General features: G+C 65.1%; 24 protein-coding genes. 12 read left to right on the top strand and 12 right to left on the bottom strand.

Translation table 11 applies throughout. From position 1 onward, the window contains the following. Positions 1-76 precede the first annotated feature (76 nt). Both prmC and K289_RS0121340 read left to right on the top strand, forming a co-directional pair. The gene (gene prmC, locus K289_RS0121345; RefSeq protein ID WP_371260844.1) at positions 77-964 is read left to right on the top strand and encodes a peptide chain release factor N(5)-glutamine methyltransferase; all 888 of its coding nucleotides are present in this window, start codon (positions 77-79) and stop codon (positions 962-964) included. Positions 965-1,424: 460 nt separating this feature from the next. Next, the gene (locus K289_RS0121340) at positions 1,425-2,168 is read left to right on the top strand and encodes a DUF4167 domain-containing protein (RefSeq protein WP_027553394.1); all 744 of its coding nucleotides are present in this window, start codon (positions 1,425-1,427) and stop codon (positions 2,166-2,168) included. Between the two features lie 74 nt (positions 2,169-2,242). Here K289_RS0121340 and K289_RS0121335 read toward each other — a convergent pair whose 3' ends face one another. Further along, positions 2,243-2,989: a class I SAM-dependent methyltransferase gene (locus tag K289_RS0121335; RefSeq protein ID WP_027553393.1), complete on the bottom strand. Its 747-nt coding sequence runs from the start codon at positions 2,987-2,989 to the stop codon at positions 2,243-2,245. Positions 2,990-3,097: 108 nt separating this feature from the next. Between K289_RS0121335 and gloB the strand changes: the two genes are divergently transcribed. Together gloB and K289_RS0121325 are read left to right on the top strand one after the other, a co-directional pair. After that, positions 3,098-3,865 (top strand): hydroxyacylglutathione hydrolase, encoded by a 768-nt coding sequence (gene gloB, locus K289_RS0121330; RefSeq protein WP_027553392.1) that lies wholly within the window; start codon positions 3,098-3,100, stop codon positions 3,863-3,865. A gap of 9 nt (positions 3,866-3,874) precedes the next feature. Next, positions 3,875-4,297, top strand: coding sequence for a cupin domain-containing protein (locus K289_RS0121325; protein ID WP_027553391.1), 423 nt, complete (start codon positions 3,875-3,877; stop codon positions 4,295-4,297). Between the two features lie 132 nt (positions 4,298-4,429). Here K289_RS0121325 and K289_RS0121320 read toward each other — a convergent pair whose 3' ends face one another. The 3 genes from K289_RS0121320 to K289_RS0121310 all read right to left on the bottom strand — a co-directional run bounded on the left by K289_RS0121320 (position 4,430) and on the right by K289_RS0121310 (position 7,559). Further along, a complete protein-coding gene (locus K289_RS0121320) occupies positions 4,430-5,299 on the bottom strand; it encodes a DMT family transporter (protein WP_027553390.1) in 870 nt (289 codons plus the stop codon). Between the two features lie 86 nt (positions 5,300-5,385). Continuing rightward, positions 5,386-6,111 carry an acetoacetyl-CoA reductase gene (gene phbB / locus K289_RS0121315; RefSeq protein WP_027553389.1) on the bottom strand — a complete coding sequence of 242 codons (726 nt, stop codon included), beginning with the start codon at positions 6,109-6,111 and terminating at the stop codon, positions 5,386-5,388. Positions 6,112-6,380: 269 nt separating this feature from the next. Continuing rightward, entirely contained in the window at positions 6,381-7,559 is a 1,179-nt protein-coding gene (locus K289_RS0121310; RefSeq protein ID WP_027553388.1) for an acetyl-CoA C-acetyltransferase, read from the bottom strand. 315 nt (positions 7,560-7,874) lie between these two features. On the opposite strand from K289_RS0121310, the gene phaR reads away from it, so the two are divergent. Beyond that, a complete protein-coding gene (phaR, locus tag K289_RS0121305) occupies positions 7,875-8,462 on the top strand; it encodes a polyhydroxyalkanoate synthesis repressor PhaR (protein WP_027553387.1) in 588 nt (195 codons plus the stop codon). Positions 8,463-8,940: 478 nt separating this feature from the next. Continuing rightward, entirely contained in the window at positions 8,941-11,808 is a 2,868-nt protein-coding gene (locus K289_RS0121300) for a PAS-domain containing protein (protein WP_027553386.1), read from the top strand. Positions 11,809-11,840: 32 nt separating this feature from the next. On the opposite strand, the gene K289_RS0121295 is transcribed toward K289_RS0121300, so the two are convergent. Further along, entirely contained in the window at positions 11,841-12,140 is a 300-nt protein-coding gene (locus K289_RS0121295) for a hypothetical protein (RefSeq protein WP_027553385.1), read from the bottom strand. A 127-nt stretch (positions 12,141-12,267) separates the two neighbouring features. Continuing rightward, positions 12,268-12,738, bottom strand: coding sequence for a MarR family winged helix-turn-helix transcriptional regulator (locus K289_RS0121290; RefSeq protein WP_027553384.1), 471 nt, complete (start codon positions 12,736-12,738; stop codon positions 12,268-12,270). A 97-nt stretch (positions 12,739-12,835) separates the two neighbouring features. On the opposite strand from K289_RS0121290, the gene K289_RS0121285 reads away from it, so the two are divergent. Continuing rightward, positions 12,836-13,204 (top strand): antibiotic biosynthesis monooxygenase, encoded by a 369-nt coding sequence (locus K289_RS0121285; protein WP_027553383.1) that lies wholly within the window; start codon positions 12,836-12,838, stop codon positions 13,202-13,204. A gap of 164 nt (positions 13,205-13,368) precedes the next feature. Here K289_RS0121285 and K289_RS0121280 read toward each other — a convergent pair whose 3' ends face one another. Then, a complete protein-coding gene (locus K289_RS0121280; RefSeq protein WP_027553382.1) occupies positions 13,369-15,063 on the bottom strand; it encodes a bifunctional diguanylate cyclase/phosphodiesterase in 1,695 nt (564 codons plus the stop codon). Between the two features lie 222 nt (positions 15,064-15,285). Between K289_RS0121280 and K289_RS0121275 the strand changes: the two genes are divergently transcribed. Continuing rightward, positions 15,286-15,546, top strand: a complete 261-nt coding sequence (locus K289_RS0121275) for a hypothetical protein (RefSeq protein WP_027553381.1) — start codon at positions 15,286-15,288, stop codon at positions 15,544-15,546. A gap of 7 nt (positions 15,547-15,553) precedes the next feature. Here K289_RS0121275 and K289_RS0121270 read toward each other — a convergent pair whose 3' ends face one another. The 3 genes from K289_RS0121270 to mtgA all read right to left on the bottom strand — a co-directional run bounded on the left by K289_RS0121270 (position 15,554) and on the right by mtgA (position 17,477). Then, positions 15,554-16,195 (bottom strand): hypothetical protein, encoded by a 642-nt coding sequence (locus K289_RS0121270; RefSeq protein WP_027553380.1) that lies wholly within the window; start codon positions 16,193-16,195, stop codon positions 15,554-15,556. Positions 16,196-16,449: 254 nt separating this feature from the next. Then, positions 16,450-16,632 (bottom strand): 50S ribosomal protein L32, encoded by a 183-nt coding sequence (rpmF, locus tag K289_RS0121265; protein WP_024509484.1) that lies wholly within the window; start codon positions 16,630-16,632, stop codon positions 16,450-16,452. A 164-nt stretch (positions 16,633-16,796) separates the two neighbouring features. After that, a complete protein-coding gene (gene mtgA, locus K289_RS0121260; protein WP_027553379.1) occupies positions 16,797-17,477 on the bottom strand; it encodes a monofunctional biosynthetic peptidoglycan transglycosylase in 681 nt (226 codons plus the stop codon). 152 nt (positions 17,478-17,629) lie between these two features. On the opposite strand from mtgA, the gene K289_RS0121255 reads away from it, so the two are divergent. Both K289_RS0121255 and K289_RS0121250 read left to right on the top strand, forming a co-directional pair. After that, the gene (locus K289_RS0121255; RefSeq protein ID WP_027553378.1) at positions 17,630-18,553 is read left to right on the top strand and encodes a polyprenyl synthetase family protein; all 924 of its coding nucleotides are present in this window, start codon (positions 17,630-17,632) and stop codon (positions 18,551-18,553) included. Between the two features lie 9 nt (positions 18,554-18,562). Beyond that, positions 18,563-19,252, top strand: a complete 690-nt coding sequence (locus tag K289_RS0121250) for a DUF1345 domain-containing protein (protein ID WP_027553377.1) — start codon at positions 18,563-18,565, stop codon at positions 19,250-19,252. Positions 19,253-19,297: 45 nt separating this feature from the next. Here K289_RS0121250 and K289_RS0121245 read toward each other — a convergent pair whose 3' ends face one another. Then, positions 19,298-21,127 carry a caspase family protein gene (locus K289_RS0121245; RefSeq protein ID WP_027553376.1) on the bottom strand — a complete coding sequence of 610 codons (1,830 nt, stop codon included), beginning with the start codon at positions 21,125-21,127 and terminating at the stop codon, positions 19,298-19,300. A gap of 189 nt (positions 21,128-21,316) precedes the next feature. Continuing rightward, entirely contained in the window at positions 21,317-21,745 is a 429-nt protein-coding gene (locus K289_RS0121240; RefSeq protein WP_027553375.1) for a GFA family protein, read from the bottom strand. A 94-nt stretch (positions 21,746-21,839) separates the two neighbouring features. Between K289_RS0121240 and K289_RS0121235 the strand changes: the two genes are divergently transcribed. Both K289_RS0121235 and recQ read left to right on the top strand, forming a co-directional pair. Beyond that, positions 21,840-22,214, top strand: coding sequence for a nuclear transport factor 2 family protein (locus K289_RS0121235; protein WP_027553374.1), 375 nt, complete (start codon positions 21,840-21,842; stop codon positions 22,212-22,214). A gap of 163 nt (positions 22,215-22,377) precedes the next feature. Continuing rightward, positions 22,378-24,243 (top strand): DNA helicase RecQ, encoded by a 1,866-nt coding sequence (gene recQ / locus K289_RS0121230; protein ID WP_027553373.1) that lies wholly within the window; start codon positions 22,378-22,380, stop codon positions 24,241-24,243. Positions 24,244-24,499 lie beyond the last annotated feature (256 nt).

Below are 24,499 nucleotides of genomic sequence, written 5' to 3'. Positions count from 1 at the left end.
CGCGATCAAACGCGCTCCTTTCCGTTGACGCAAGCGCGGCCGCCGATCTATCCACGAGGCTAGGCAGGTGGCTCCATTGGCGGCAAATTCCAAATTCGGCGACAGCATCGAGAGCGCGCGGCGCATCCTGGCGGCGCGGCTGCAATCGGCCGGCATCGAGGAGGCCACACTGGACGCGCGCCTGCTGGTCGGCGCGGCGCTGGACCTCGATTTGACCGGCATGATCGCGCAGGCGGGGCGACAGCTCACGGTCGAGGAGGCCGCGCGGCTCGAGCAATATGCGCAGCGCCGGCTCGCACATGAGCCGGTCGCACGCATCCTCGGCACGCGGGAATTCTGGGGCCTGCCATTTCGATTGTCCGAGGCGACGCTGGTGCCGCGACCGGACACCGAAACCGTAGTCGAGCTGGCGCTGGAGATTTTTCGCGAGCTCCCGGGAACGGGACGCCCCCCGCGGATCGCCGACATCGGTGTCGGGTCGGGCGCCATCCTGCTCGCATTGCTGCACGAGATTCCCGACGCCTTCGGCGTCGGCACCGACGTCAGCCTGACGGCGCTCGGCACGGCGCGCGACAATGCAGCTGCCCTTGGCCTTTCCGACCGCTCCGGATTCGTCGCCTGCTACTATGCCGCGGCCCTTGCGGGCCCGTTCGATCTGATCGTGTCGAACCCGCCCTACATCGCCTCGGCGGACATCGTGAATCTGAGTGCGGAGGTACGCGAGCACGACCCGCATCTTGCCCTCGACGGCGGGCATGACGGCTTCGATGCCTATCGCGCCTTGATCCCGCAAGCGGCGGAGCGTCTCGCACCGGGCGGCGCCTTGATTGTCGAGGCCGGACAGGGCCAGGCCCAGGGCATTGAAACCTTGATGGCTGCTGCCGCGTTAAAGGTGGACAGGCCAGCGAGGGCCGATCTGGCGGGCATTCCGAGGGCCGTTTCGGCCCGAAAAATGCCCCCATAAAAGCCCGATTGGACTGTAAAAAGCTCTTGGAATATCCCGTGGGAACGACTACGTTCCGGTCAACACATCGGTACCGGCCCCGTAGATCTACGGGCGAGACCGGGCTCTCAGGGCGAGAGCTTTACTGATCAAAGGTTCCAAGCCGCAGGTCCTGTTAGCGCGATGGCCCGTGGAGCTGCGCAGCTTTCCGACCGCAACGTGAACGAAAGCCTGATATTGCGCTTGAAGACTTACGCAAGAAAACAGGGCTTGTTTCGGCAGGCGAAATGAATGGGTTCGCTGGCGATGGATGCTGGCGAGTGGGGAACGCGTCTTTGTTGAACGCGACGGTCGACGAACATCGGCAGGGCTTGAGCCGCTCTTGCGCGCGGTGCGTGCAAGAGAAGTGAGCCGCTGCCATCAGGTCACTCAGCAGTCAGTCAATGCGTGCAACTTTTAGGGCTGGAATTAAAGGCAGGACATGAGAAACGGTCAGAACAAGCAGCGGATGCGCAACCGGAATAACAATAACAACAACCGGCGCGGCCAGAACCCGATGACCCGGGTCTACGAGTCCAACGGACCCGATATCAAGATCCGCGGCACGGCCTCGCATATCGCCGAAAAATACCTTCAGCTCGCGCGCGATGCGCGCTCTTCCGGCGACCCCGTCGCGGCAGAGAACTACTACCAGCATGCCGAGCACTATTTCCGCATGATCGCGGCGGCCCAGGAGCAGTTCCGCCAGAACCAGCAGCAGCCGCGCGGCGAGGAGACCGTCAGCGAGGACAGCGAGGACGACGGCGAGAATTTCTCGAATTTCGGCCAGGAGCCGGGCTTCGCGCCACAGCCTCAGCAGCAGCACTATCAGCGCGACCGCGACGGCCAGCGCGACCATCAACGTGACAACCAGCAGCCCTATCAGCGCGACCAGCAGCAGCCGCGCGAGCACCGCGAGCGCGAACATCGCCCGCAGCAGCAGTATCAGCCCCAGCCGCAACCGCAGAATCAGCCGCAGCCGGTCGTCGCCGATGCGGGCAGTGTCGATCGGCTGCCGTCCTTCATCACCGGCGCGCAGCCGCAGATGAATGGTGGCCAGGGTGGCAGCTTCGAGGGCGGCGGCGGTGAGCGCTATCCGCGGCGGCGGCGGCGGCCGCATGGCCCGCGCCCCGAGCGCGAGGCCGCTCCAGCCGGATCGAGCGACGATCTCGCCCCCGGCGAGTAAGCCACAATCTCTCTCGGATTTGTTGAAGTGCAATGTCCCGGCCTCGCCGGGACATTTTTTTGAGCTGCCTGTTTCTAGCCGCGCGTCACCGTTGTCGAGGACGGCACCAGCACGGGCTTCGTCAGCGCCGGAATCAGCCGCGCCCGCTCGCGCGTGGCAGGGATCGCGCGATAGACCTGCTTGGTGGCTTCGACGATGTGGACGCCGGCAAAGGGCAGCGACAGCGCCGCGCCGACCCGCTCCCACATCTGCGCCGATTTCAGCACCCATCCGCCGGCGTAGGGCGGCATGAACAGCGCCTCGCCCCAGGCGGTCGGCGTGAACCAGGTCTGGCGCAGCAGGTCGGTGATCTGCGAGCGCGAATAGGGCCGGCCGTGGCCGAACGGGGTGTTGTCGGTACGGGTCCACACCCCGCGCCGATTCGGGATCACCGCTATCACGCGGCCGGACGGCGACAGCACCCGCCACACCTCGCGCAGCAGCGCCGCCGGATCGTCCGACATTTCCAGCGCATGGACGAGCAGGATGCGGTCGACCGCGGCGTCCTGTAAGGGCAGCGAGAACTCATCGATCAGCGAGGCCAGCGCGGGCCGCCCGGTCGGCCATTTCAGCACGCCCTGGGCCGCCGGCATGAAGGCGATACAGCGCTCGGCATCCTCGCGGAACAGGCCGAGATAGGGCGTCGGATAGCCGATGCCGAGCACCCGCTGGCCCTCGGCGTTCGGCCAGCGCTCCCTAATCCCGCGATTGATCAATTGCCGCGCCACGATGCCGAGGCGACGGGAATAGAATTCGCGGAGGTCGACGACATCGATGCTCATGACGGCAATGTAACATGTGCCCGGCAACCTGCGCGCGCCGAATATTGCATTGCCTGCGCAACGTTAACGCCATATCTGTCTGACGGGGCTGAGCGCGATGGAGATATCATGGCCGCCGAAATTCGCACCTTTAGCTGTTTAAATGATAATTTCGGCTATCTGATCCACGATGTGGAAACCAAGGCGACGGCGTCGATCGACGCGCCGGAGGCTGGCCCCATCCTGACAGCGCTAGAGCGCGAGGGTTGGCAGCTCACCGACATCCTGATCACCCATCACCACGGCGATCATGTCGGCGGGGTCGCCGAACTCAAGCAGAAATTCAACTGCCGCGTCGTCGCGCCGCATGACAAGACGACGAAAATCGCCGATGTCGACCTGCGCGTCGCCAATGCCGACGTCGTCAAGATCGGCAACCTGCTGGCGCGCGTCATAGAGACCCCCGGCCACACGCTCGATCACATCTCCTACGTGTTCGACACCGAGAAGACGGTGTTCGCCGCCGACACGCTGTTCTCGATCGGCTGCGGCCGCGTGTTCGAAGGCACCTATCCGATGATGTGGGACTCGCTGCTCAAGCTGCGCGCCCTGCCCGACGACTTCAAGCTCTATTGCGGCCACGAATACACTGCCTCCAACGTCAGATTCGCGCTCACCGTCGAGCCCGACAATCCGGCGCTCCAGGCGCGCGCCGCGGAGGTTGCGAAGCTCCGCGCCGAAAACAAGCCGACCATTCCCTCACTGCTTGGTGATGAGAAGCGAGCAAACGTGTTCCTGCGGGCTGATGAACCGTCGGTCGCAGCCAAGTTACACATGAAGGGCGCGGATGCCGCCGCAGTGTTCGGCGAATTGCGCGAGCGCAAGAACAAGTCCTGACGGGGATCGATGCCGACCGCAGCCGAGATCATCGCGCGCCTTGAACTCCGACCTCATCCCGAAGGCGGGCACTATCGCGAGACATTCCGCGACCAGCGCACGGACGCCAACGGGCGGTCGCGCTCGACCTCGATCTATTTCCTGCTCGCGCGCGGCGAGCGCTCGCACTGGCATCGCATCGATGCGGTCGAGGTCTGGCACTATTACGCCGGCAGCCCGCTGACGCTGCGCATTGCGCATGAGGGCTGCACCCAGCACGAAGTGCGGCTCGGCACGGACCTCGTCGGCGGCGAGCGCCCGCAGGCGATCGTGCCGGCGCAGGCCTGGCAGATGGCGGAGAGCTCCGGCGAATGGACGCTGGTCGGCTGCAGCGTGGCCCCGGCATTCGAATTCGCGAAGTTCGAGCTCGCGCCGAAAGGCTGGGAGCCGTAGGTAAACCGTCATTCCGGGGCGCCGCATAGCGGCGAACTATGATGCGCAATTGCGCATCATAGAATCCATCTCGCCACCATTGATGCGGATGAATGGATTCCGGGCTCGCGCTTCGCGCGCCCCGGAATGACGTCAGCGCTTCCTGAGCACCATGTCCTTTGCCGCGATCAGCCCACCGCCGGCGATCAGGATCGCTGCGAGGGCGATGTTGGTGCTGGCCTTCGCAAAGCCGGCGGCGATGAGAAATCCGGTCGACAGTAGCGGCGTCGCGTAGGACGCGGCCCCGAGCACGCGAATGTCGCCGCGCTTCATGCCGATGTCCCAGGCGTAGAACGCGGCCCCGACCGGCCCGATACCGAGCGCAAGGACTGAGAGCCATTGCAGTGCGGTCTCCGGCCACACCGTGGTTTCAAGTGCGAGGTGCATCAGCGCCGCCAGCACGGCTGTGGCAAGGCAGAACCCGGCGACCGCATCGGTCGGCACCGCTTTCAGCCGGCGCGACATCACCGAATAGGCCGCCCAGACGAACGCCGCGATGAAGGCGGCGATCAGTCCCGGCAACTGTCCCTGCGCGAAGCCAGAGGTATTGCCGGCGAACAGCAGCACAGTGCCGACGAGGCCGAGCATGGCGCCGATGACGTGATGCACGGCAAGGCGTTCACCCGGCAGGAACGACGAGAACAGCACGATCAGGAGTGGCCAGAGATAATTGAGCAAGCCGGCTTCGGCCGGCGGCGCGAAACGCAGCGCGAGGAAATAGAGCGCGTGATAGCCGAACAACCCGCCGATGCCGACCACCCATACGGCCGGCGGCTGGCGCAGGCTCAGCGCCGCCTCGCTGCGGCCGATCCAGGTGAGGAGACCAACAAGACCGCCGATCGCGAAGGTCATCGCCGCGAGCTGGAACGCGGGAATCTTTCCGGTCGCCACCGTCATTACCGCGAGCAGCGACCACATCAGGATCGCGGTCAATCCGATCAGCGTGGCGGTGCGTGATGTCATCAATCAAAGGGCTCTGAGGACGCGGATGCCCGGCACGAGGCCGGGCACAGCGTCTTCATTACCCTCTTGTTGCGCGCCGCGCCATATCAGGCCTGATACTGGCCGCCGTTGATGCTCAGCGTCGAGCCGGTGATGAAGCCGGCCTCTTCGGCCGCAAGGAACACCACGGCACGCGCGATCTCCTCAGGCTCGCCGAGCCGGTTGACCGGGATCTGCGGGATGACGCTCTTCTCCAGCACGTCCTTCGGCACCGCCTGCACCATCTCGGTGTTGATGTAGCCTGGGCAGATCGCATTCACGGTGATGCCGCCCTTGGCGTTCTCCAGCGCCAGCGCCTTGGTGAAGCCGATGTCGCCGGCCTTGGCAGCGGAGTAATTGACCTGGCCGAACTGCCCCTTCTGGCCGTTGATCGAGGAGATCGAGATGATGCGGCCGAACTTGCGGGCGCGCATGCCTTCGATCACCTGGCGCGTCATGTTGAACAGCGAACCGAGATTGGTGTTGATCACGGCAGTCCACTGCTCGAGCGTCATCTTGTGGAAGGCGGTGTCGCGGGTGATGCCGGCGTTGTTGACGAGCACGTCGATCGGACCGAGATCGGCTTCGACCTTCTTCACGCCGTCGGCGCAGGCGTCGAACGACGCGACGTCCCATTTGTAGACGGCAATGCCGGTTTCCGCCTTGAACTTCTCCGCGGCCGCATCATTACCGGCATAGCTTGCTGCGACCTTGTAGCCGGCCGCCTTCAGGGCCTTGCTGATTGCAGCTCCGATACCGCGCGTTCCGCCCGTCACCAATGCAACACGTGCCATGTCGATTTCCTTCCCTTGGACTCGTCTCGGATGGTTTCTTGAAGATGGTTTCTTGGACTTTTCTGAGTGATCGTTTTTAACTGCGGATTATGCGGTAGGTTTGACGGACATCAAGAACAAAACGCCCGGCGTCGAGCCGGGCGTTTGTCTTTAATCGAGGCGGGCGCGGTTGCGAAGAATATTTGATTTGCAACCGCTGCCTTTTTAATCGCGTGCAACGCACGCGGCTGACGTGTGCAGCGCACGCGTCAGTTACGCGTAAGGCCGCTTCAGTCGCGTGCCACGCACATCGCGATGCCCATGCCGCCGCCGATGCACAGCGTGGCGAGGCCCTTCTTCGAATCGCGCTTCTGCATCTCGTGCAGCAGCGTGACGAGCACGCGCGCGCCGGAAGCACCGATCGGATGGCCGATCGCGATCGCGCCGCCGTTGACGTTGACCTTGGAGGTATCCCAGCCGAGGTCCTTGTTGACGGCGCAGGCCTGCGCCGCGAAGGCCTCGTTGGCCTCGATCAGGTCGAGATCGCCGACGTTCCAGCCGGCCTTCTTCAGCGCGAGACGCGAGGCCGGAATCGGCCCCGAGCCCATGATCTTCGGATCGACGCCGGCCTGCGCCCAGGACACGATGCGCGCGATCGGCTTCTTGCCTTCCTTGGCGGCCTGCTTCGCCGTCATCAGTACCACCGCGGCGGCGCCGTCATTGATGCCGGAGGCCGAGCCGGCGGTAACCGTGCCGTCCTTCTCGAAGGCCGGCTTGAGCTTCGCCATCGAGTCGAGCGTCGCGCCGTGACGTGGATATTCGTCGGCGCTGACGACGACGTCGCCCTTGCGGGTCTTGATGGTGACGGGGACGATCTCGTCGTTGAACTTGCCGGCCTTCTGCGCGGCCTCGGCCTTCTGCTGCGAGGCGACCGCGAACTCGTCCTGCTGGGCGCGGGTGATCTGCCACTGGCGCGCGACGTTTTCCGCGGTGTTGCCCATGTGGTAGCCGTTGAAGGCGTCCCACAGGCCATCCTTGATCATGGTGTCGACGAACTCGACTGCGCCCATCTTGACACCGCCGCGCAGGTACTGGGCGTGCGGGGCCATGCTCATGGACTCCTGACCGCCGGCGACCACGATGTCGGAGTCGCCGTTGAGCAGCGCCTGGTAACCGAGTGCGACGGAGCGCAGGCCCGAGCCGCAGAGCTGGTTGACACCCCAGGCCGGGCTCTCGACCGGAATGCCGGCGGAGATCGCAGCCTGGCGGGCCGGGTTCTGACCCTGTGCGGCGGTCAGGATCTGACCCATGATGACTTCGGAGACTCGGCCGGGCTCGATGCCGCCGCGCTCCAGCGCGGCCTTGATGGCAACGGCGCCGAGGTCATGGGCAGGAAGGGTCGCGAAGGCTCCGTTGAAGCTTCCGACCGGGGTGCGGGCGGCGCTGACGATGACGACATCGTCTGACATGGGCATCTCCTGAGGCTTGAGGTTCTTGAAGGGGGCAGGCGGGGCTTTGAGAAAACGGCTCGCCAGTCTCGTTAGGCATCCTGTTAACGTCGTTGAGGCATGTCAATCGGCAGCGCGCCGAATCCATGCCGCACCGCATTCAAAATAGCGTTCTTGGCGATTTCGCAAGCAGCTTTTTGCTCCGCAATTAACCGTGGCGCACAAAACGGTAGCGTGAGCCCTTTGAAAATGCTTATTTTGTTGCGTTGCGTACTCTTCCCGCCCTGCGGCATAGCCCGTCGGGTTCCCGTTCTCAGCGTTTGCAAGTGAGAGCCCATGGCGAAATCAGACCAACCCACGACTATCAAGAAATACGCGAACCGCCGGCTCTATAACACCGGAACGAGCACCTACGTGACGCTGGAAGACCTCGCCGCGATGGTGAAGGAGGGCGAAGATTTCCTGGTCTACGACGCCAAGACCGGCGACGACATCACCCGCTCCGTGCTCGCCCAGATCATCTTCGAACAGGAGAACAAGGCCGGCCAGAACCTGCTGCCGACCACCTTCCTGCGCCAGCTCATCCGCTTCTACGGCGACAGCATGCAGATGGTGGTGCCGAAATATCTGGAGCAGTCGATCGCGACGCTGACCCAGGAGCAGGAGAAGTTCCGCAAGCAGATCGCCAGCACCCTCTCCGGCACTCCTTTTGCTCCGTTGGAAGAGCAGGTCCGCCGCAACATGGAGCTGTTCCAGCAGACCTTCTCGATGTTCAAGCCCTTCGCGCCGTCGGCGCGGCCGGCGGCGGAGCCGGAGCCCGATGCGAGCGCCGAGGCGCCGAAGGACAACAACATCGACGATCTGCGCCAGCAGATGAAGGAAATGCAGGAGCGCCTCGAGCGCATGTCGAAGAAGGACGAGTAGGTCCCTCGTTCGTCGGCGTACGGGCGCGGAGCCCGTAGCTTAGCACCGCTAGCACCACAATGTCGTCCTGACGAAAGCCAGGACCTCCGCGCGAGCGCCTGCGCTCGTCGCAATAACCCCAGGGCGCAGTTGTTGAGGCCGGCTGGGCACAAAAGATCATTCCAACAACATCGGCCGGTCGTAATGGCTCGGCTTTCGCCAGGACGACGTTGGGGCAGCATTGTGCCTCCACGTCATCATATCCCCGCCTCATCATCTGAGCCCCGTCATCCTGAGGTGCGCGCGTAGCGAGCCTCGAAGGATGAACGGCCGAGATGCATCCGGGCCGATGCGCCAGGGGCGACCGGATCATTCTCCGCTTCGCCGGTCACCCTCCGTAAACTACCGCGCTTAAGGGAATTTTCCCGGGTGTTCGCTACCCTCGGCGTCCCAGTTACGTCGCGTTAAGTGTATTGCCCGCCGAGAAGCCGCCGATCCCATGACGTCGACCCGCAACATCGAGCCCGGTGCAGGCCGTGAGCAAGGCGCAGAGGCGCTGCTCGTGCTGAGCCAGCTTGCGCTCGACCGCATGGAGCAGGGCGTCTGCGTCTATGACGCCGACAACCGGATCGTGCTGCTCAACCGCCGTTATCTCGAGCTGTTCGACCTGTCGGCAGACGTCGTCCGGCAGGGGACCAGCTACCGCGAGGTGCTCGCGCACAGCGCGACGCGCGGCAATTTTCCGGAGAGCGAGCTCGACGCGCTGTACGCCTCGCGCATCGCGCAGATCGCGGCCGGCGAACCCTTCCGCACCGAGCAGCGGCTTTCCAGCGGCCTCGTCATGGCGCTCGACCTGAAGCCGCTTCCCGGCGGCGGCTGGATGACGATCTGCGACGACGTCACCCGCCGCGCCCGGCTCGAGGCCGAACTGCGTGTGCAGACCGAGCGCAGCCAGCATGCGCTCGCCAACATGTCGCACGGCCTCATCATGTATGACGCCGAGAGCCGCGTCGTCGTCTGCAACGAGCGATTCCTGCGTCTCTACAATCTCGACGCCGACATCGTGAAGCCGGGCGTATCGCACAGCACGGTGATCGAACACTGGATGTCGCGCGGCAATCTGCCGGGCATGCCTGCGGACGAATTCCACGATGCCCGGCTGGAGGACATCCGCAGCAGGAAGTCGAAGTCCCTGCTCGTGATGCGCCATGACGGCCGGATGGTGCAGGCGGCGTCCCGCTTCCTCCCCGACGGCGGCTGGGTGACGGTGCATGAGGACGTCACCGAGCGGCTGCGTTATGAGGAGGCGCTGCGGCAGCAAAATGTCATGCTCGATGCTGCGCTGGAGAACATGGCGCACGGGCTCGCCTTCTACGACAGCGACATGCGGCTGCGCGTCTGCAACAACACCTACCGGAAGATCTATATGCTATCGCCGGAGGAGACCAAGCCCGGCACGCATCTTGGCGAGCTGATCGAGCGCTCGATCGCGAACGGCGCCTTCTCCTCGGAATACAGCCCGCAGCAGATCCTCGAATCCGCGGGCGCGCGGATCGCGAGCCGGGATTCCTCGCCGATGCGCCGGCGCATGACGAACGACACCGTGGTCTCGGTGCGCTATTGCGCGCTGCCCGAGGGCGGATTTGTCGCCACCTACGAGGACATCACCGAACGCGAGCGCGCGGTCGAGGAGCTGAGCGAGCAATATCGCCGGTTCGACGCGGCATTGAACAATATGAGCCAGGGCCTGTGCATGCTCGACTCGAGCCTGCGCGTCATCGTCTGCAACCGCCGCTACATCGAGATGTACGGCCTGTCGCCCGACATCGTGAAGCCTGGTGTCTCGATGCGCGAGATCATGGAGCATAGCTGCTCGCTCGGCATCCACCCGAACACCACGGCTGCGCGACTCTATGCCGACTATGTCGAGCGGCTGCGCGAAGGCGAGCACACGCTGCACCGCCATTTGAGCGACGGCCGCATCATCAAGCTCAATCACAAGCGCATGGAACATGGCGGCTGGGTCGTCACCTATGAGGACGTCACCGAGCGCCACAAAGCGCAGGCCCGCGTCGCGCACATGGCGCGGCACGATTCGCTCACCGACCTGCCCAACCGCACGCTGTTCCGCGAGAAGATGGGCGAGGGACTGAACCAGGTCGCGATCGCCGGCGGCGCGATGGCCGTGCTGTGCTTCGACCTCGACAACTTCAAGACGGTCAACGACAGGCTCGGACATGCCGCCGGCGACCGGCTCTTGCGCTGGGTCGCGGCGCGGCTGAAGGAAAATGTCGGCGAGCACGACACGGTCGCGCGCCTCGGCGGCGACGAGTTCGCGGTACTGCAACGCGCACCCCAGCCGCAATCCGCCGAGCAGCTCGCGCGCCGTCTGGTCGAGATCATCGGCCGGCCACCTCCGCTGGAGAACCAGTCGATTCACATCGGCGTATCCATCGGCATCGCGATCGCACCGGATCACGGGCTCGATGCGGACGAGCTGATGAAATGCGCCGACCTCGCGCTGTACCAGGCCAAGGCGAGAGGACGCGGCGCCTATCAGCTATTCGAACCCGAGATGGAAGAAGAGGCGCGCAGCCGGCACGCGCTGGAGCACGACTTGCGTGGCGCGCTGGAGGGACGCCAGTTCCACCTCGTGTTCCAGCCGCAGGTCCGCCTCGACACGTCCGAGCTCACCGGCTTCGAGGCGCTGCTGCGCTGGAATCATCCGACGCGCGGCCTGGTCTCGCCGGCCGAATTCATTCCGATCGCGGAAGAGAACGGCCTGATCGTTCCGATCGGCGAATGGGCGCTGCGCACAGCCTGCGCGACCGCCGCGTCCTGGCCGGATGTCGCGGTGGCGGTCAACCTGTCGCCGGTGCAATTCCGCTCGCGCGGGCTGGTGGCGATGGTCACGAACGCGCTCGCGGAGGCAGGGCTGCCGCCGCGTCGGCTCGAGCTCGAGGTCACCGAGACGGCACTGCTCGACGACAGCGAGGCGACGATCGAGATTTTGCACCAGCTTCGGGCGCTCGGGGTACGCGTCAGCCTCGACGATTTCGGCGTCGGCTACTCATCGCTCAGCTATTTGCGCAAATTCCCGTTCGACCGCATCAAGATCGACCGCTCCTTCGTCGGCACGCTCGGCGAAAGCCCGGAGAGCATCGCGATCGTGCGCACCATCGCCAGCCTCGGCGCCGTGCTCGGCGTCGAGACCACGGCGGAAGGCGTGGAAACGGTGGAGCAGCTCGATTTCGTGCGCGAGTGCGGCTGCACTGCGGTGCAGGGCTATTACTTCGGCAAGCCGTGCCCCACTGCGGAGGTGCGCGGCGTGATCGAGAGGCTGAGCGCCACCCGCCGCGTGGCGTGACGCTCCGCTTCACCCCGCCGCTCGCTCCATCGTCACGCCCGAGACGACCGCAGGCGATTGAGCGTGGCACGATCTACCGATGCGAGCGCATTGCTCCACTCCCGTTCGGAAAGATCTCCGACCAGGCTGGAAAGACTGATGGCAAGCGCACGAAGCCGCGCATTCTCCTCAAGAAGCAAGAAAACGTCGTTCGACGGGGATTCATCGTCCGAAAAGCTAGCGCCTTCGCAAAGCTGCCTTGACAAGAGTTCGAAAGACTCATCAGGCACGATATCTTCGGCAGAGGAAATCGGCTTCTGTCTCTTATGACGGAGCAAATCTTCATCACTCATGGCAAATTCCCCAACTCAGGACATGCCCCCAACCGTATTTGATTACATCGATTGAGTCGGCGGCGGATTTGAGTCCGAAATGGGCTCACACGATGTACGCCTCGTGTCCCCCTGACGCCTCCCCCGCTCATTCGTTCGCTTCACCGGCGTCTTTCAGACCGGCTCGCAGTGCGGTCACGACGCGATGGGCCATTTCGATATCCTTGACCGATAATCCGTTCGCCAGCCCGTTGACCCACGGGACCTGCAGGCGGCCGGCGGCATCGTAGACCTGCCTGCCCTTGTCGGTGAGGACCACGAGCTGCGCCCGGCGGTGATGGGGGTTGGCCTCGAACGCGACGAGGCCGTCCCGCTCGAGGTCGTTGACGATACGCTGCACGTTCTGGCGGTTGGCGCCCAGATTGCGCGCCAGCCAGGCGACCGGCTCGGGACGCTCCGCATCGACGATCGCTCCCAGGATCTGCCAGCGCGCGCTGGTGAGGCCGAGCGGAGCCACCAGCCGGTCGCCGGCGGTCAGCAGCAGGCCGTTGGCCCGGAACAGGTCGAGGATGAGGCCGGTCAGGGCGTCGCCCGCCGGGGTCCGCTTGGTCTTGCTCATTTGTTACGATCATTCCGTATTGACATCATCATGTCAAATATCTATGTCACACATTGTCGAATTGACATGATGATACCAAACTAGACGGAGTGATGTCATGCCCCAGATGCGCCCGCTCGACCCGGCCTTCCCGATCGACCGCCAGATCGCTCTCGACGCCGGCCCCGTGGTGCTGGTCAATCTGTTCACGCTCGATGCGGAAGACGAACAGAACTTCCTGAAGAGCTGGCAGGACGATGCCGCCTTCATGAAGCGGCAGCCCGGCTTCATCTCGACCCAGCTTCACCGCGCCGTCGGCGACAATCCGACCTATCTCAACTACGCGGTCTGGGAATCCAACGCGCATTTCCGCGCGGCCTTCACCCATCCGGAATTCCGGGCCAAGATCGCAGTCTACCCCGCATCCGCCGTCGCAAGCCCGCATCTGTTTCAGAAGGTCGCGGTGCCGAACATCTGCGTGGCATAGCCACACACCGTCATTGCGAGCGCAGCGACGCAATGATGGAGGAGAGAGCCAAGCCGACGAACGCAATCGTAGGGTGGGTTAGCCGAAGGCGTAACCCACCTCTGCTCGTGCCTGCGGGTACAAAAAGTCGTGGGTTACGCTCTTCGCTAACCCACCCTACACAGCTACCCCGCTGCGGGCAGTGCGTTGTCCGGCGGCGGGCACCATGGCCGATCGGCTGACGCCAGCCCGATCAGGCGGCCCTGGATGTAGTCGCAGCCCCAGTCGCGCAGCATGCCGGCGGCTTCCTCGTCCTGGACCCATTCGGCCACCGTCTTGATGTCGAGGCGGCGGGCGAGGTCAATCAGGGTCTGCACGAAGGCGCGGTCGTCGGCGGAATGGGTGATGTTCTGGACGAAGGCGCCGTCGATCTTCACGATATCCACGCCGAGCTTGCGCAAATTGCGGAACGAGGTGTAGCCGGCGCCGAAATCGTCGATGGCGATGCGGCTGCCGAAATGCTTCAGGCGGCCGACGAAGGCGCGGACATCGTCGATGTCCTGGATCGCGACCGTCTCGGTGATCTCCACGATCAGCCGCTCGGCGACGCCGGGATGGGCGTGCATCAGCGACTCGATTCCGGCCCACCAATCCGGATCCATGGTGGTGTCGGGTGAGATGTTGAGGCTGAGCCGGACATCGGGCGAAGCAGCGAGCTCGGCGACCACGAGTTCGAGCACGCGGTGATCGACCAGGCGAATGAGGCCCAGCCGCTCGGCGACCGGTACGATGTCGGGCGCGAGCAGCACCTGGCCGTCACCCTGGTCCATCCGCACCAGGCATTCGTGGAAAGCGCCCTCGCGCGTGCCCGCGGCGACCACCGGCTCATAGGCGAGCAGGATGCGGCGCTCGTTCAGCGCGGTGACGATCTCGTCGGTGACGCGGATGTTGACGCGGCGCTGCGCGTCGCGCTCGGCGTTCGGCCGCCACGCCGCGAACGAACCGGCGCGGCGGCGCTTGGCGGCGTCCAGCGTCTCGTGGGCACGGTTGATCGCCTCGTCGGTGGTGCGGGCATAGCGCGGCAAGCTGATGGCGCCGATCGAGGCCGTGACCGAGACCGGGCCCGATCTCGTCGGCACCACCTCGTCACGGATGCCGGCGAGGAAGCGCTCGGCGGCGACATTCATGTCGTCGACGGTGCAGTTCTTCAGGATCAGGCCGAACTTGTTGCCGGAGAAGCGCCCGAGCACGTCGCCGCCGCGCAGTCGCGCGCGGATGCGTCTTGCGACGTCGAGGATCACGGCGTCGGCGACGTCGAAGCCAAAGGCGTCGTTGACGCGGGCGAGATGATCGATGCCGAGCAGCATGAAGGCCGAGGTCGAGCGAAAGCGCGTCGACTCCTCGATCGCCTCGGCCAGCGCCGCGATCAGATGGGTGCGGTTGAGCTCGCCCGTCAGCGGATCGAGGCGGGCGAGCCTCGCCAGCTCCTCGTCGCGGGCGTGGCGCTCGTTGTTGATGCAGACGATACCCTGCACACGTACCGGGCGGCCGTCGGGGCCGGCGAACCAGCGGCCGGTCTCCTCGATCCAGACCACGGGATCGGACGCGCTCATGCGCACGCCATATTCAACGCGATAGGGCGTGCCGTCGGCGCCGTGCACGGCGGAGGTCTGCGCCAGTGCGGCGATGCGCACGGATTGCACGGGCTCGATCAGCCTGGCGAATTCGGCGCCAGTCGCCAGCCGCTCGGCCGGAATGGCGGGAAAGACGGCATCGACACGCTCGCCCCAGACGATGGCGTCGCTGGCGAGGTCCCAGACAAACACGGCCTGGCCGAGGCCAGCGAGGATTTCGGAGGCTTGCGGCAATGCGGGGGTCAAATTCGCCTCGTTTCGGGACAGCGGGGAGTCCTGAGCCGGCACAGGATAGAGCCGGATTCGCCCCCGACCCTAGGCAAAGTTCATAAACAATTTGGAAACCACGTTTGAAGGCGGGGCCGGAACCAAACCGGCCCGTCCGGCATAGGCCTTGCGAGTACATGACTCGCACCGGCGCAGCGTCCCGAAACGCGACAGTTTTCCGCCGGATCAACGGTGATTGCGATGTTGGGTACTGATCGATTGGACGAGGCGGAAGGCGGCACGGGCACGGCCCTGGTGCCGATGACGCCGACATTGCAGTGGGTGCACAAGGTGCCGCTGCCGCGCCCCGATCCGAGCTTCGTCGCCCAGCTCATCGCCAATGCCGAGCACCTGCCCCAGGCAAGCCGGCTGCGCCGCGCCTCGCCCGAGGATGCGCGCATGGCCTATGGCAGCAAGCGCCCGCTGCCCAGCGTCAGCGCACGTACGCGGCAGGTGGCTTGAGGGAAAATCAGCGCGGCGGCGTGTCGGGAGACGGAGTGCCGTTACCCGGCTGCAGATGCGGCGACGGGATTTCCGGCGAGTTGTTCTGCACGGGCTTCGGCGCGGGGTGATCCATCAGCACGGATTCGGCAACCGATTGCGCGGAAGGCGCGGGAGGAGCCGGCGGCAGCGGCGCGGGCGCGGGCTCATGTTTCGGCTCGAACTTCGCATCCTCCGCTTCCGGTTCGGCCTGGCGCTTGGCCTTGCGCGGCGTCGTCACCGCCTCGGCGGCGACATAGGTGATGCGGCGGCGCGTGCGCTGGGCGATGCCGCCGAGGAAATCGGCCATCGAGAGCAGCACCAGGAGGAAATAGGTGGAGTTGCCGAATTTCGGCCACATCACGAATTCGGCCGCGGCCGCGCCGAATATGATCAGCGACAGCAGGTGATCCATCAGGAACTTGGCGCCGGGGCGCGCGCCCTTGACCACCTCGAGAAGCAACAGCACCACGCCGAGCGCGAGGAGGAGGTCAGCGAGCGTGACCGGCCAGACTTCGCCCGTCACCATCGGCACCTTGAACAGCACGTCCGTGAACGACACGGTCGGCATCAGGAAGGCGATGATGTTGTAGACCGCGAGCGGAATCAGAAGTAGCGGGAAACCGACCATCGGCAAAATGCCTTCTCGATCTAGAGCATGATCCGGAAAAGTGTGGAGCGGTTTTCCGAAAAGATCATGCTCAAACAATAACCTAAAGCGCGATGACGATTCATCCCAGTCTCATCGCGCTTTAGACCTCCGGGCAGGACAATGCGGCGGCGAAGCATTTGCTCCGCCGCCGTCACCACCTAACGCAACTTGGTTCTGGGATAGGCCGAAATCAGGCGGGCTGCGTCGCCCTGCCCAAAGGAAAACGTCCGGCCTCAGGACTCTTTCTTCTTCAAGACCTGCCGGCCCTTGTACATGCCGGTCTTGAGGTCGAGATGGTGCGGGCGACGGAGCTCGCCAGAGTCCTTGTCCTCGACATAGGTCGGCTTCTTGAGCGCGTCCGCGGAGCGGCGCATGCCACGGCGCGACGGCGAGGTTTTTCTTCTCGGAACGGCCATTATCAATATCCTCTAGGGATTGGTGTTGTCCGGGCATCGTCCGCTAGGGGACGGCTCAGCACCCGCGATGCGAGGCGAGCTGAATGCCGATCAAGCCCGGGCTTATAGAGGAAGGCTGGCCGCAAAGCTAGGGTTTTGGACCGGAAAATGTGCCCGGAAAGGGCTCAAAATCCGCGATTTTCCCGCCAGCAGGTTGAAAGCGAGCTGGCCTGCCCCCTTGCCATATAGGTTGCAGCCAGCCGCCGCACGCCCGGACCGGGGTTTCTGGCGCTGCGTTTGACCGGATTCGGCAGGATCGAGGCCAGCAGGCCCGCCTCCCGGGGCGACAGGTTCGCGGCCGATTTGCCAAAGGCATAAGCGCTGGCCGCCTCCACTCCAAACTGTCCCTGCGGGCCGAGTTCGGCGATGTTGAGGTAGATCTCCAGGATCCGCCGCTTGGGCAGGACGAAGTCGATCCACAGCGCCAGCGGAAACTCCAGCGCCTTGCGGACAAAATCCCGCCCCTGCCAGAGGAACAGGTTTTTCGCCACCTGCTGGGTAATGGTGGAAGCGCCCCGGAACGGCGTGCCGTCCTCCTGCGCGTCGTCGATCGCCTCGCGCAGCGCACCCCAGTCGATGCCGTGATGCTTGCAGAAATGGGCATCCTCGGCCGCCACCACCGAACGAGGCAGGTAGGGCGACATCGCCGCAAGGTCGATCCATTCCCGATGCATCGGCGCACCGCGCAAGCTTCGCCAGGCCATCAGCGTCGAAACGGGATGGCCGGTGCGGTAGAACGGCGCGATCAAGTAGGGCGCGAGAAGCGCGATCGCGATCACCACGATCAGGGTCTTAAGGACGCGCAAATCAACCTTTCCGGCGCAAAATCAGCGAACTCGGCCGTTAAGCCTGTGATTGTTCGGGCCTTTTTCAACACTTTTAAGGCCTTCCAAACGATTGACTGGGGCGGGCGCATAAAGGATTGTCCCGCCGAATTTTGGTTCTGGAGCCCTTCTTGATGACCGGCACGTCCCCGTCCGATTTCGCCAAGCGTCTGGACAAGACCGCTGATGATACCGAGGCCCTGCTCGGCCGCCTGCTGTCGGACGACATCCTGCCCGATGAAATCACCCGCCCCAAGCGACTGATGGACGCAATGCGCTATTCGAGCCTTAACGGCGGCAAGCGCCTGCGGCCGTTCCTGGTGGTCGAGAGCGCCGCGGTGTTCGGTGTGCCGCGTGAGGCCGCCCTGCTCGCCGGCGCAGCGCTCGAATGCATCCACTGCTATTCGCTGATCCACGATGATCTGCCGGCAATGGACAATTCCGACCTGCGCCGCGGCCGGCCCACCCTGCACAAGAAGACCGATGACGCCACCGCGATCCTCGCCGGCGACGGACTGCTGACGCTCGCCTTCGACATCATCACCCGCGACGAGATCCATCGCGATGCCAACGTGCGGCTCCTTTTGACGCGCGCACTGGCGCGCTGCTCCGGCATCGGCGGCATGGTCGGCGGCCAGATGCTCGATCTCGCCGGCGAAGGTCGTTTCGGCGACCGCGAGCCGGTCGACGTTGCTCGGCTCCAGCAGATGAAGACCGGCGCGCTGCTCCGCTATGGCTGCATCGCGGGCGCCATCCTCGGGCAGGCCTCGCAGAAAGAATATCAGGCGCTCGACGATTACGGCCGCGCGCTCGGCGAAGCCTTCCAGATCGCCGATGATTTGCTCGACGTCGAGGGCGACGCGGCCGCGCTCGGCAAGCCGTCGGGGCAGGACGCAGCGCTCGGCAAGACCACCTTCGTCACCCAGCTCGGCATCGAGGGCGCCAAGCAGCGCGTGCGCGACCTGCTCGCGCGGGCCGACAGCGCCGTCTCGATCTTCGGCGATCGCGCCGACGTGCTGCGCGCCGCCGCGCACTTCGTCGCCGAGCGGAAGAGCTAGCTCGCATCGATGGCGGCCGACGGTAAAGAAGATCCCGTCCTCGTCCGCTTCCGCCAGATGTCGCGGCCAATGCGGCTGCTTTATGCGCGGCCGAGAACCTTCATCTCGCTTGGGATCGGCATCATCGTCTGCCTGCTGCTGCCGGGCTCGCTGCGGCTCGTGACGCGGCTGGTGCTCGGCTGGGATGCGCTGATTGCGGCCTATCTGGTGCTGGTCTACGGCATGATGCTGAACAACGACCACCAGCACATCCGCCGCGCCGCAGCAATGCAAGACGACGGCCGCTTCGTGATCCTGCTGGTGACGGCGATCGGCGCCTTTGCCAGCATCGCCGCGATCGTCTTCGAGCTCGGCACGCCGCATCGCGGCGTCTGGGAGCTGACCATCGCGATCACCACCATCGCGCTGTCCTGGGCCGCCGTGCACACGACCTTCGCGCTGCACTACGCCCACGACTATTACCGCCATCCACCCGGCGGCCTGCAATTCCCGAGCGGCGACAAGGACGATCACGCCGACTACTGGGACTTCGTCTACTTCTCCTTCGTGATCGGCATGACCGCGCAGGTCTCCGACGTCGGCATCACCGACAAGACCATCCGCCGCACCGCCACCGCGCACGGCATCGTCTCCTTCATCTACAACACGGCTCTGCTCGCACTAACGGTGAACATCGCGGCGAGCGCGATCGCGACGTAACCGTCGTCCCGGCGAAGGCCGGGACGACCACGTGGAAGCATTTCCCTAGTTGCACACCTCGGCATTGGCCGCATTGCCCGGGCCGCCGCCGCCGCGATATTCGAGATGACAGCCACGGTTGACCGGGCGGCAGGTGGTGTTGTCGCAATAGATCTGACCGCTGCTGCCACCTGATGCCCGACGCGCGCCGGCTGCGATGCCGGCCGCAGCGCGGCCATAACCGCCGATGCCGCCATAGCCGCCCGCGGAGCCCTCCTGCGAACGCTTCCGCGCCGGACGGTCGTCGCCGCTGTCGTCGCGCCGCGACGTCGCGGGCTTTGAAACCGCGGGCTTGGCCGCGCGCTTCTTCTCGCACTCATTGTCGTCGCTCAGCGCATAGCCGTCGCCGCAGACGATCTTGGTGCATTTGTCGCCATCGGCCCTGAAGCCGTGCTCGCAGACCAGCGGGCAGACCCGCGAGGATTTTGACTTGACGGCATCGAGCGCATCGGCGCTTGCGACCTTCACGTCGAGCTTGGTGCCGGCATAGCGGTTGAATTGCGACAGCGAGCGCTGCGAGGTCGTGGTCCAATTGCCGTCGGCCTGCCCGGAAAAGCAGCCGACGCGGCCGAGCTCGGTCTGCACCGAGCGGGTGAGATCGGCCGGCGCGGTCGCCGGCGTCAGCGCGGCGACATTTGTGCCGGTCGGCGCGGCCGCGCTGGCCGGCGCGGCATTCGGCGCTGCGCCGGCGAGGTTGACGCGCTGCTGCTCGGCGGCGGCCGCCTGCTGCTGCGCCTGCTCCTTGGCCTTCTGCGCGGCAAGCTGCGCCTGCTCGGCCACCTTCGCATCGGCCGCGGCCTTGGCCTGCGCCTCCTTCTGTGCGCCGACAGCGGCGAGACGGTCGCGCTCGGCCTCGGCCTGCTTGGCCTTCTCGATCGCCGCAGCATGGGCCTGCTCGGCCGCGATCTTCTCGAGCTGCAACCTGGCGAGGCTCGCATAGAAGCCGTCGGCGTGCTGGGCGAGGAAGGCTTCCCAGGCCGCCTTGTTGCCGACCTGCAGCGCCAGCTCATAGTCGCGGCGCATGTCCGCCTGCGGATTGGGCACTGCTGCGGCTGCGGGCGTCGCCTTGACCGGCACCAGCGGCACGTCCTCGCCACCGAGCGAGCCATAGACGAACGGCTCCTGCTTGTTGTTCGTGCTCTTCAGCACGTCATCGCGCACGAAGCCGAAGGCTCGGCGGACGTCGAGACCCGGCGTGGTCAGATGCCGCGACAGCGCGACGGTGAACGGGCTGTTGGCGCCGTCGCCATCCTGCGCCGTGAAGCCGGCCTTGGCCGAATAGGCGATCAACGTGTTGGGGCTGGTCGGCTCGACCTGGGCAAGGCCGCGGCCGATGCCGCGCGAGGCGACCGTGCGCTTCATGGTCTTGCCGAACGGATTGTCGCGGCAGGCATCGAGGATCACCAGGCGCAGTTGCTTTGCGGGTTCGACCGCGACCAGGACGCGGTCGAGCGACAGCGCCTCGTCATAGACGTCGGTGTCGCGCTCGAGCTTGGCGTCGACCGGGATCAGATAGTTCGAGCCTTCGACCTCGATGCCGTGGCCGGCGTAGTAGACCACCGCGATATCGGCATCGCGCGTCGCGTCGGCGAAGTCGCGCAGCACGCGCCTTGTATCCAGCGCCGACAGGTCGTGCCGGGACTCGACGACGTCGAAGCCGGCCTCCTTCAGCGTCTTGGCCATCACCGCGCCGTCATTGACGGGGTTCGCGAGCGACGGCGCGTTCTGGTAGGCCGAATTGGCGAGCACCAGCGCGACGCGTTTTCCGGCGAGCGCGGGCTCGGCGCCGAACAGGAGGACCAGAAGAAGCGGACAAAGTCTGAGCAGGTTGCGCATGACACGACTTCCAGAGATCGAGGGCATTCGACACCCTTTGGGCCCTTTTGGGCTTCCTTAGCAGGATCCACCGCGCGCGCTTGTGATGGGGGTCACGAAGACGGCGCCGGGAGCATGCGGAGCCCCTTTTGTTAGTCTCGCCAGCGCGATAGCGGTTCGCTGACAAGGCCGCGCAGGGGCCAGGTTCCCTCAGCCATCGGCGATGTGCCCGCGATATTGCGGCAGATTGTCCGTGATCTCGTGCCAGGGCGCCTTGGAGCCGACGAAAATATGCGCGCTCGGCCGGATCGAGGGGGCATCGACCAGGGTTCCCATGGCGACATGGACCCATTTTCCTTCGCGAACCCGGGAATAGAGCAGCGAGCCGCAGCGGGCGCAGTGTGCATCATGGGTGATCTCGTCCCCGACAATGATGCGCCCACCCTCGCCGGCGACGATGCGGAGCTTGCTGTGCTGGATCCCGGCGAACGGCTTGCAGGCGGCGCCGGTGGTGCGGCGGCAGTTCGAGCAGTGGCAGTTCATGGCGTAGGAGAATTCGTCTGCCACTTCAAAGCGGACGGCGCGGCAGTAACATTCGCCGGCAAGAATACGAGCGTTCGGCTTTTCTGATCCGGTCATCGCAGTGCCCTCGCGCAAATGGCGGAGACACCCATAGCGCAATTTGATGTGTACGACTAAGTTCGGATCAAGCCATCATTTAGAAGGATGATCCATGAGCCAGAACCGTGCGAGCGTCGAAGCCGTCGTGCAGAGCTATTTTGACGGGCTTTACGAGGGCGATGCCGAGAAGCTCGGCGCCATCTTCCATCCCTCCGCCGATTTGCGCTGGGTCGAGAAGGGCGAGCTTCAGGTCCTCACCGTACCGGATTGGCTCGACCGCGTGCGCAAGCGGGCCTCTGCCAAGGCCGAGGGCAAGCCGCGCGAGGATTTCATCGTCACCATCGATCGCTCGGATGACAAGACCGCCTTCATCAAGGTCAGGTGCCAGCTGCCGCCGCGCTACTTCACCGACTATCTGGTCGCGATGAAGCTCAGCGACGGCTGGCAGATCGTGTCGAAATCCTACCGGTATGACCTGAAGGAGTGAGGGAAGCGGCTGGCCGCTGCCTGCCCCCGGCGAGCGAAACCCGGGACGCTCTGTCCACACCACGAGAGAAGAGCTGCCGCGCTCGCCTCAAAAACCTTGTCACGCCAGCGCCGTCATGCCACTGGCGGTGACGAAATCGTCACCGCCCTGCTCCCGTTCGCCCATGTCCGCGCCCTCCACTGCCCCATTGCCCGCGCCCCGAGACGGCCGCGATGCGCTGTCGGTGCTGCATTCGGTGTTCGGCCTGCCCGGCTTCCGTGGCGCGCAGGGCAAGATCATCCAGCATGTCACCGATGGCGGCAATTGCCTGGTCCTGATGCCGACCGGCGGCGGCAAATCGCTGTGCTATCAACTGCCCTCGCTGCTGCGCGAGGGCTGCGGCATCGTGGTGTCGCCTTTGATTGCGCTGATGCGCGACCAGGTCGCCGGCCTGATCGAAGCCGGCGTCAACGCTGCCGCGCTGAACTCCTCGCTGACACTCCAGGAGGCGTCCGAGATCGAGCGCCGCCTGATCGCGGGCGATCTCGACCTGCTCTATGTCGCGCCGGAACGGCTGGTCACGCCGCGCTGCCTGTCGCTGCTGGCCCAGGCGAAGGTGGCGCTGTTTGCGATCGACGAAGCCCATTGCGTCTCGCAATGGGGCCATGACTTCCGCCCCGAATATGTCGCTCTCTCCGTCATCGCCGAGCGCTTTCCCGACGTGCCGCGGATCGCGCTGACCGCGACCGCCGACGACTTGACGCGCAAGGAGATCGTCGAGCGGCTTCGGCTTGTCGGCAGCCCGCAATTCGTCTCCAGCTTCGACCGGCCGAACATCCGCTACGAGATCGTCGACAAGCGCAATTCGGTGTCGCAACTGAAGGAGTTCATCCGCGAACGGCATGCCGGCGATGCCGGCGTGGTCTATTGCCTCTCCCGCAACCGGGTCGAGGAGGTCGCCAGCGCGCTGGAAGACGCCGGCATTGCGGCGCTGCCCTACCACGCCGGCCTCGACAGCAGTATACGCTCGCGCAACCAGGACCGCTTCCTCAACGAGGACGGCATCGTCATCGTCGCGACCATCGCCTTCGGCATGGGCATCGACAAGCCCGACGTGCGCTTCGTCGCCCATCTCGATCTGCCCAAGAGCATCGAGGCCTATTACCAGGAGACGGGGCGCGCCGGCCGCGACGGCAAGCCGTCCGCCGCCTGGATGGCCTATGGGCTCTCCGACATCGTGCAGCAGCGCCGCATGATCGACGAATCCGGCGCCTCCGACGATTTCAAGCGGGTCTCGATCGGCAAGCTCGATGCGCTCGTGGGCCTCGCCGAAACGCCGCATTGCCGGCGCCGCCGGCTGCTCGCCTATTTCGGCGAGATCGTGATGGGCGAGACCTGCGGCAATTGCGACAACTGCCTGACGCCGCCGAAAATGCGCGACGGCAAGGTGCTGGCGCAAAAGCTGCTCTCCTGCGTCTACCGCACCGGCCAACGCTTCGGCGCGATGCATCTGATCGACGTGCTGGTGGGACGGCTGACCGAGAAGGTGACGCAGTTCGGCCACGACAAGCTCTCGGTGTTCGGCATCGGGCGCGAGCTCAACGAGAAGCAGTGGCGCACGGTGCTGCGGCAACTCGTGGCGATGGGCCATTTGCAGAGTGACAGCGAGGCTTTTGGCGCGCTGAAGCTGACGGACTCATCGCGCGGCGTGCTGCGCGGCGAGACCGAGGTGTGGCTGCGCGAGGAGGCGCCCGGCACCCGCATCCGCTCAAGCCGCGCCAAATCCCGCCGCGGTGACCTCGCGCCTGCGGCAAATGCGCCGCAAGGCGACGTCGATCCCGAATTGCGCGCGCGGCTGCGGTCCTGGCGCTCCGACGTCGCGCGCGAGCGCGGCGTGCCGGCCTATGTGGTGCTGCACGATGCCACCATCGACGGCATCGTGCGGGCCTGGCCGACAACGCTCGACGAATTGCGCAATGTGCCAGGGATCGGCGACAAGAAGCTGGAGCATTACGGCGAGGAATTGCTGCGACTGATCAGGACGCGGTAGGCACGTAGCGCAGCTGTAGTTGGTGCGCCCGCGTCTCTCCCTATCGTCATCCCGGACGAGCGCAGCGCCGGGCAGCGCGTAGCGCTTTCCCGTAGCGACCGCAGATCCGGGATCCATAACTCACAGGCCGTGCAAATGACGCGCGGGTAGCCCCAGCGTGTTTCAACAACTCACCGTCGGGGTAATGGGTCCTGGCTTTCGCCAGGACGACACGGGTGAGGATGCGCGCGCTACGCCTGTATCACATCACACCTGC

Source organism: Bradyrhizobium sp. Cp5.3, assembly GCF_000426265.1.
Taxonomy (GTDB): Bacteria; Pseudomonadota; Alphaproteobacteria; order Rhizobiales; family Xanthobacteraceae; genus Bradyrhizobium; species Bradyrhizobium neotropicale.
Note: the sequence above shows the minus strand (reverse complement) of the source record. Positions and strands in the feature narration are given on the sequence as shown.

What these genes read in the sequence shown, in the direction of transcription:
- phaR (WP_027553387.1), top strand. Translation starts at nt 7,875, where the DNA reads ATGGCGAAATCAGACCAACCCACGACTATCAAGAAATACGCGAACCGC.
- recQ (WP_027553373.1), top strand. Translation starts at nt 22,378, where the DNA reads ATGTCCGCGCCCTCCACTGCCCCATTGCCCGCGCCCCGAGACGGCCGC.
- K289_RS0121325 (WP_027553391.1), top strand. Translation starts at nt 3,875, where the DNA reads ATGCCGACCGCAGCCGAGATCATCGCGCGCCTTGAACTCCGACCTCAT.
- K289_RS0121270 (WP_027553380.1), bottom strand. Translation starts at nt 16,195, where the DNA reads ATGGTCGGTTTCCCGCTACTTCTGATTCCGCTCGCGGTCTACAACATC.
- K289_RS0121290 (WP_027553384.1), bottom strand. Translation starts at nt 12,738, where the DNA reads ATGAGCAAGACCAAGCGGACCCCGGCGGGCGACGCCCTGACCGGCCTC.
- K289_RS0121285 (WP_027553383.1), top strand. Translation starts at nt 12,836, where the DNA reads ATGCCCCAGATGCGCCCGCTCGACCCGGCCTTCCCGATCGACCGCCAG.
- K289_RS0121300 (WP_027553386.1), top strand. Translation starts at nt 8,941, where the DNA reads ATGACGTCGACCCGCAACATCGAGCCCGGTGCAGGCCGTGAGCAAGGC.
- K289_RS0121320 (WP_027553390.1), bottom strand. Translation starts at nt 5,299, where the DNA reads ATGACATCACGCACCGCCACGCTGATCGGATTGACCGCGATCCTGATG.
- K289_RS0121335 (WP_027553393.1), bottom strand. Translation starts at nt 2,989, where the DNA reads ATGAGCATCGATGTCGTCGACCTCCGCGAATTCTATTCCCGTCGCCTC.
- gloB (WP_027553392.1), top strand. Translation starts at nt 3,098, where the DNA reads ATGGCCGCCGAAATTCGCACCTTTAGCTGTTTAAATGATAATTTCGGC.
- K289_RS0121250 (WP_027553377.1), top strand. Translation starts at nt 18,563, where the DNA reads ATGGCGGCCGACGGTAAAGAAGATCCCGTCCTCGTCCGCTTCCGCCAG.
- K289_RS0121340 (WP_027553394.1), top strand. Translation starts at nt 1,425, where the DNA reads ATGAGAAACGGTCAGAACAAGCAGCGGATGCGCAACCGGAATAACAAT.
- K289_RS0121240 (WP_027553375.1), bottom strand. Translation starts at nt 21,745, where the DNA reads ATGACCGGATCAGAAAAGCCGAACGCTCGTATTCTTGCCGGCGAATGT.
- K289_RS0121245 (WP_027553376.1), bottom strand. Translation starts at nt 21,127, where the DNA reads ATGCGCAACCTGCTCAGACTTTGTCCGCTTCTTCTGGTCCTCCTGTTC.
- K289_RS0121295 (WP_027553385.1), bottom strand. Translation starts at nt 12,140, where the DNA reads ATGAGTGATGAAGATTTGCTCCGTCATAAGAGACAGAAGCCGATTTCC.
- phbB (WP_027553389.1), bottom strand. Translation starts at nt 6,111, where the DNA reads ATGGCACGTGTTGCATTGGTGACGGGCGGAACGCGCGGTATCGGAGCT.
- K289_RS0121275 (WP_027553381.1), top strand. Translation starts at nt 15,286, where the DNA reads ATGTTGGGTACTGATCGATTGGACGAGGCGGAAGGCGGCACGGGCACG.
- rpmF (WP_024509484.1), bottom strand. Translation starts at nt 16,632, where the DNA reads ATGGCCGTTCCGAGAAGAAAAACCTCGCCGTCGCGCCGTGGCATGCGC.
- K289_RS0121235 (WP_027553374.1), top strand. Translation starts at nt 21,840, where the DNA reads ATGAGCCAGAACCGTGCGAGCGTCGAAGCCGTCGTGCAGAGCTATTTT.
- K289_RS0121310 (WP_027553388.1), bottom strand. Translation starts at nt 7,559, where the DNA reads ATGTCAGACGATGTCGTCATCGTCAGCGCCGCCCGCACCCCGGTCGGA.
- K289_RS0121255 (WP_027553378.1), top strand. Translation starts at nt 17,630, where the DNA reads ATGACCGGCACGTCCCCGTCCGATTTCGCCAAGCGTCTGGACAAGACC.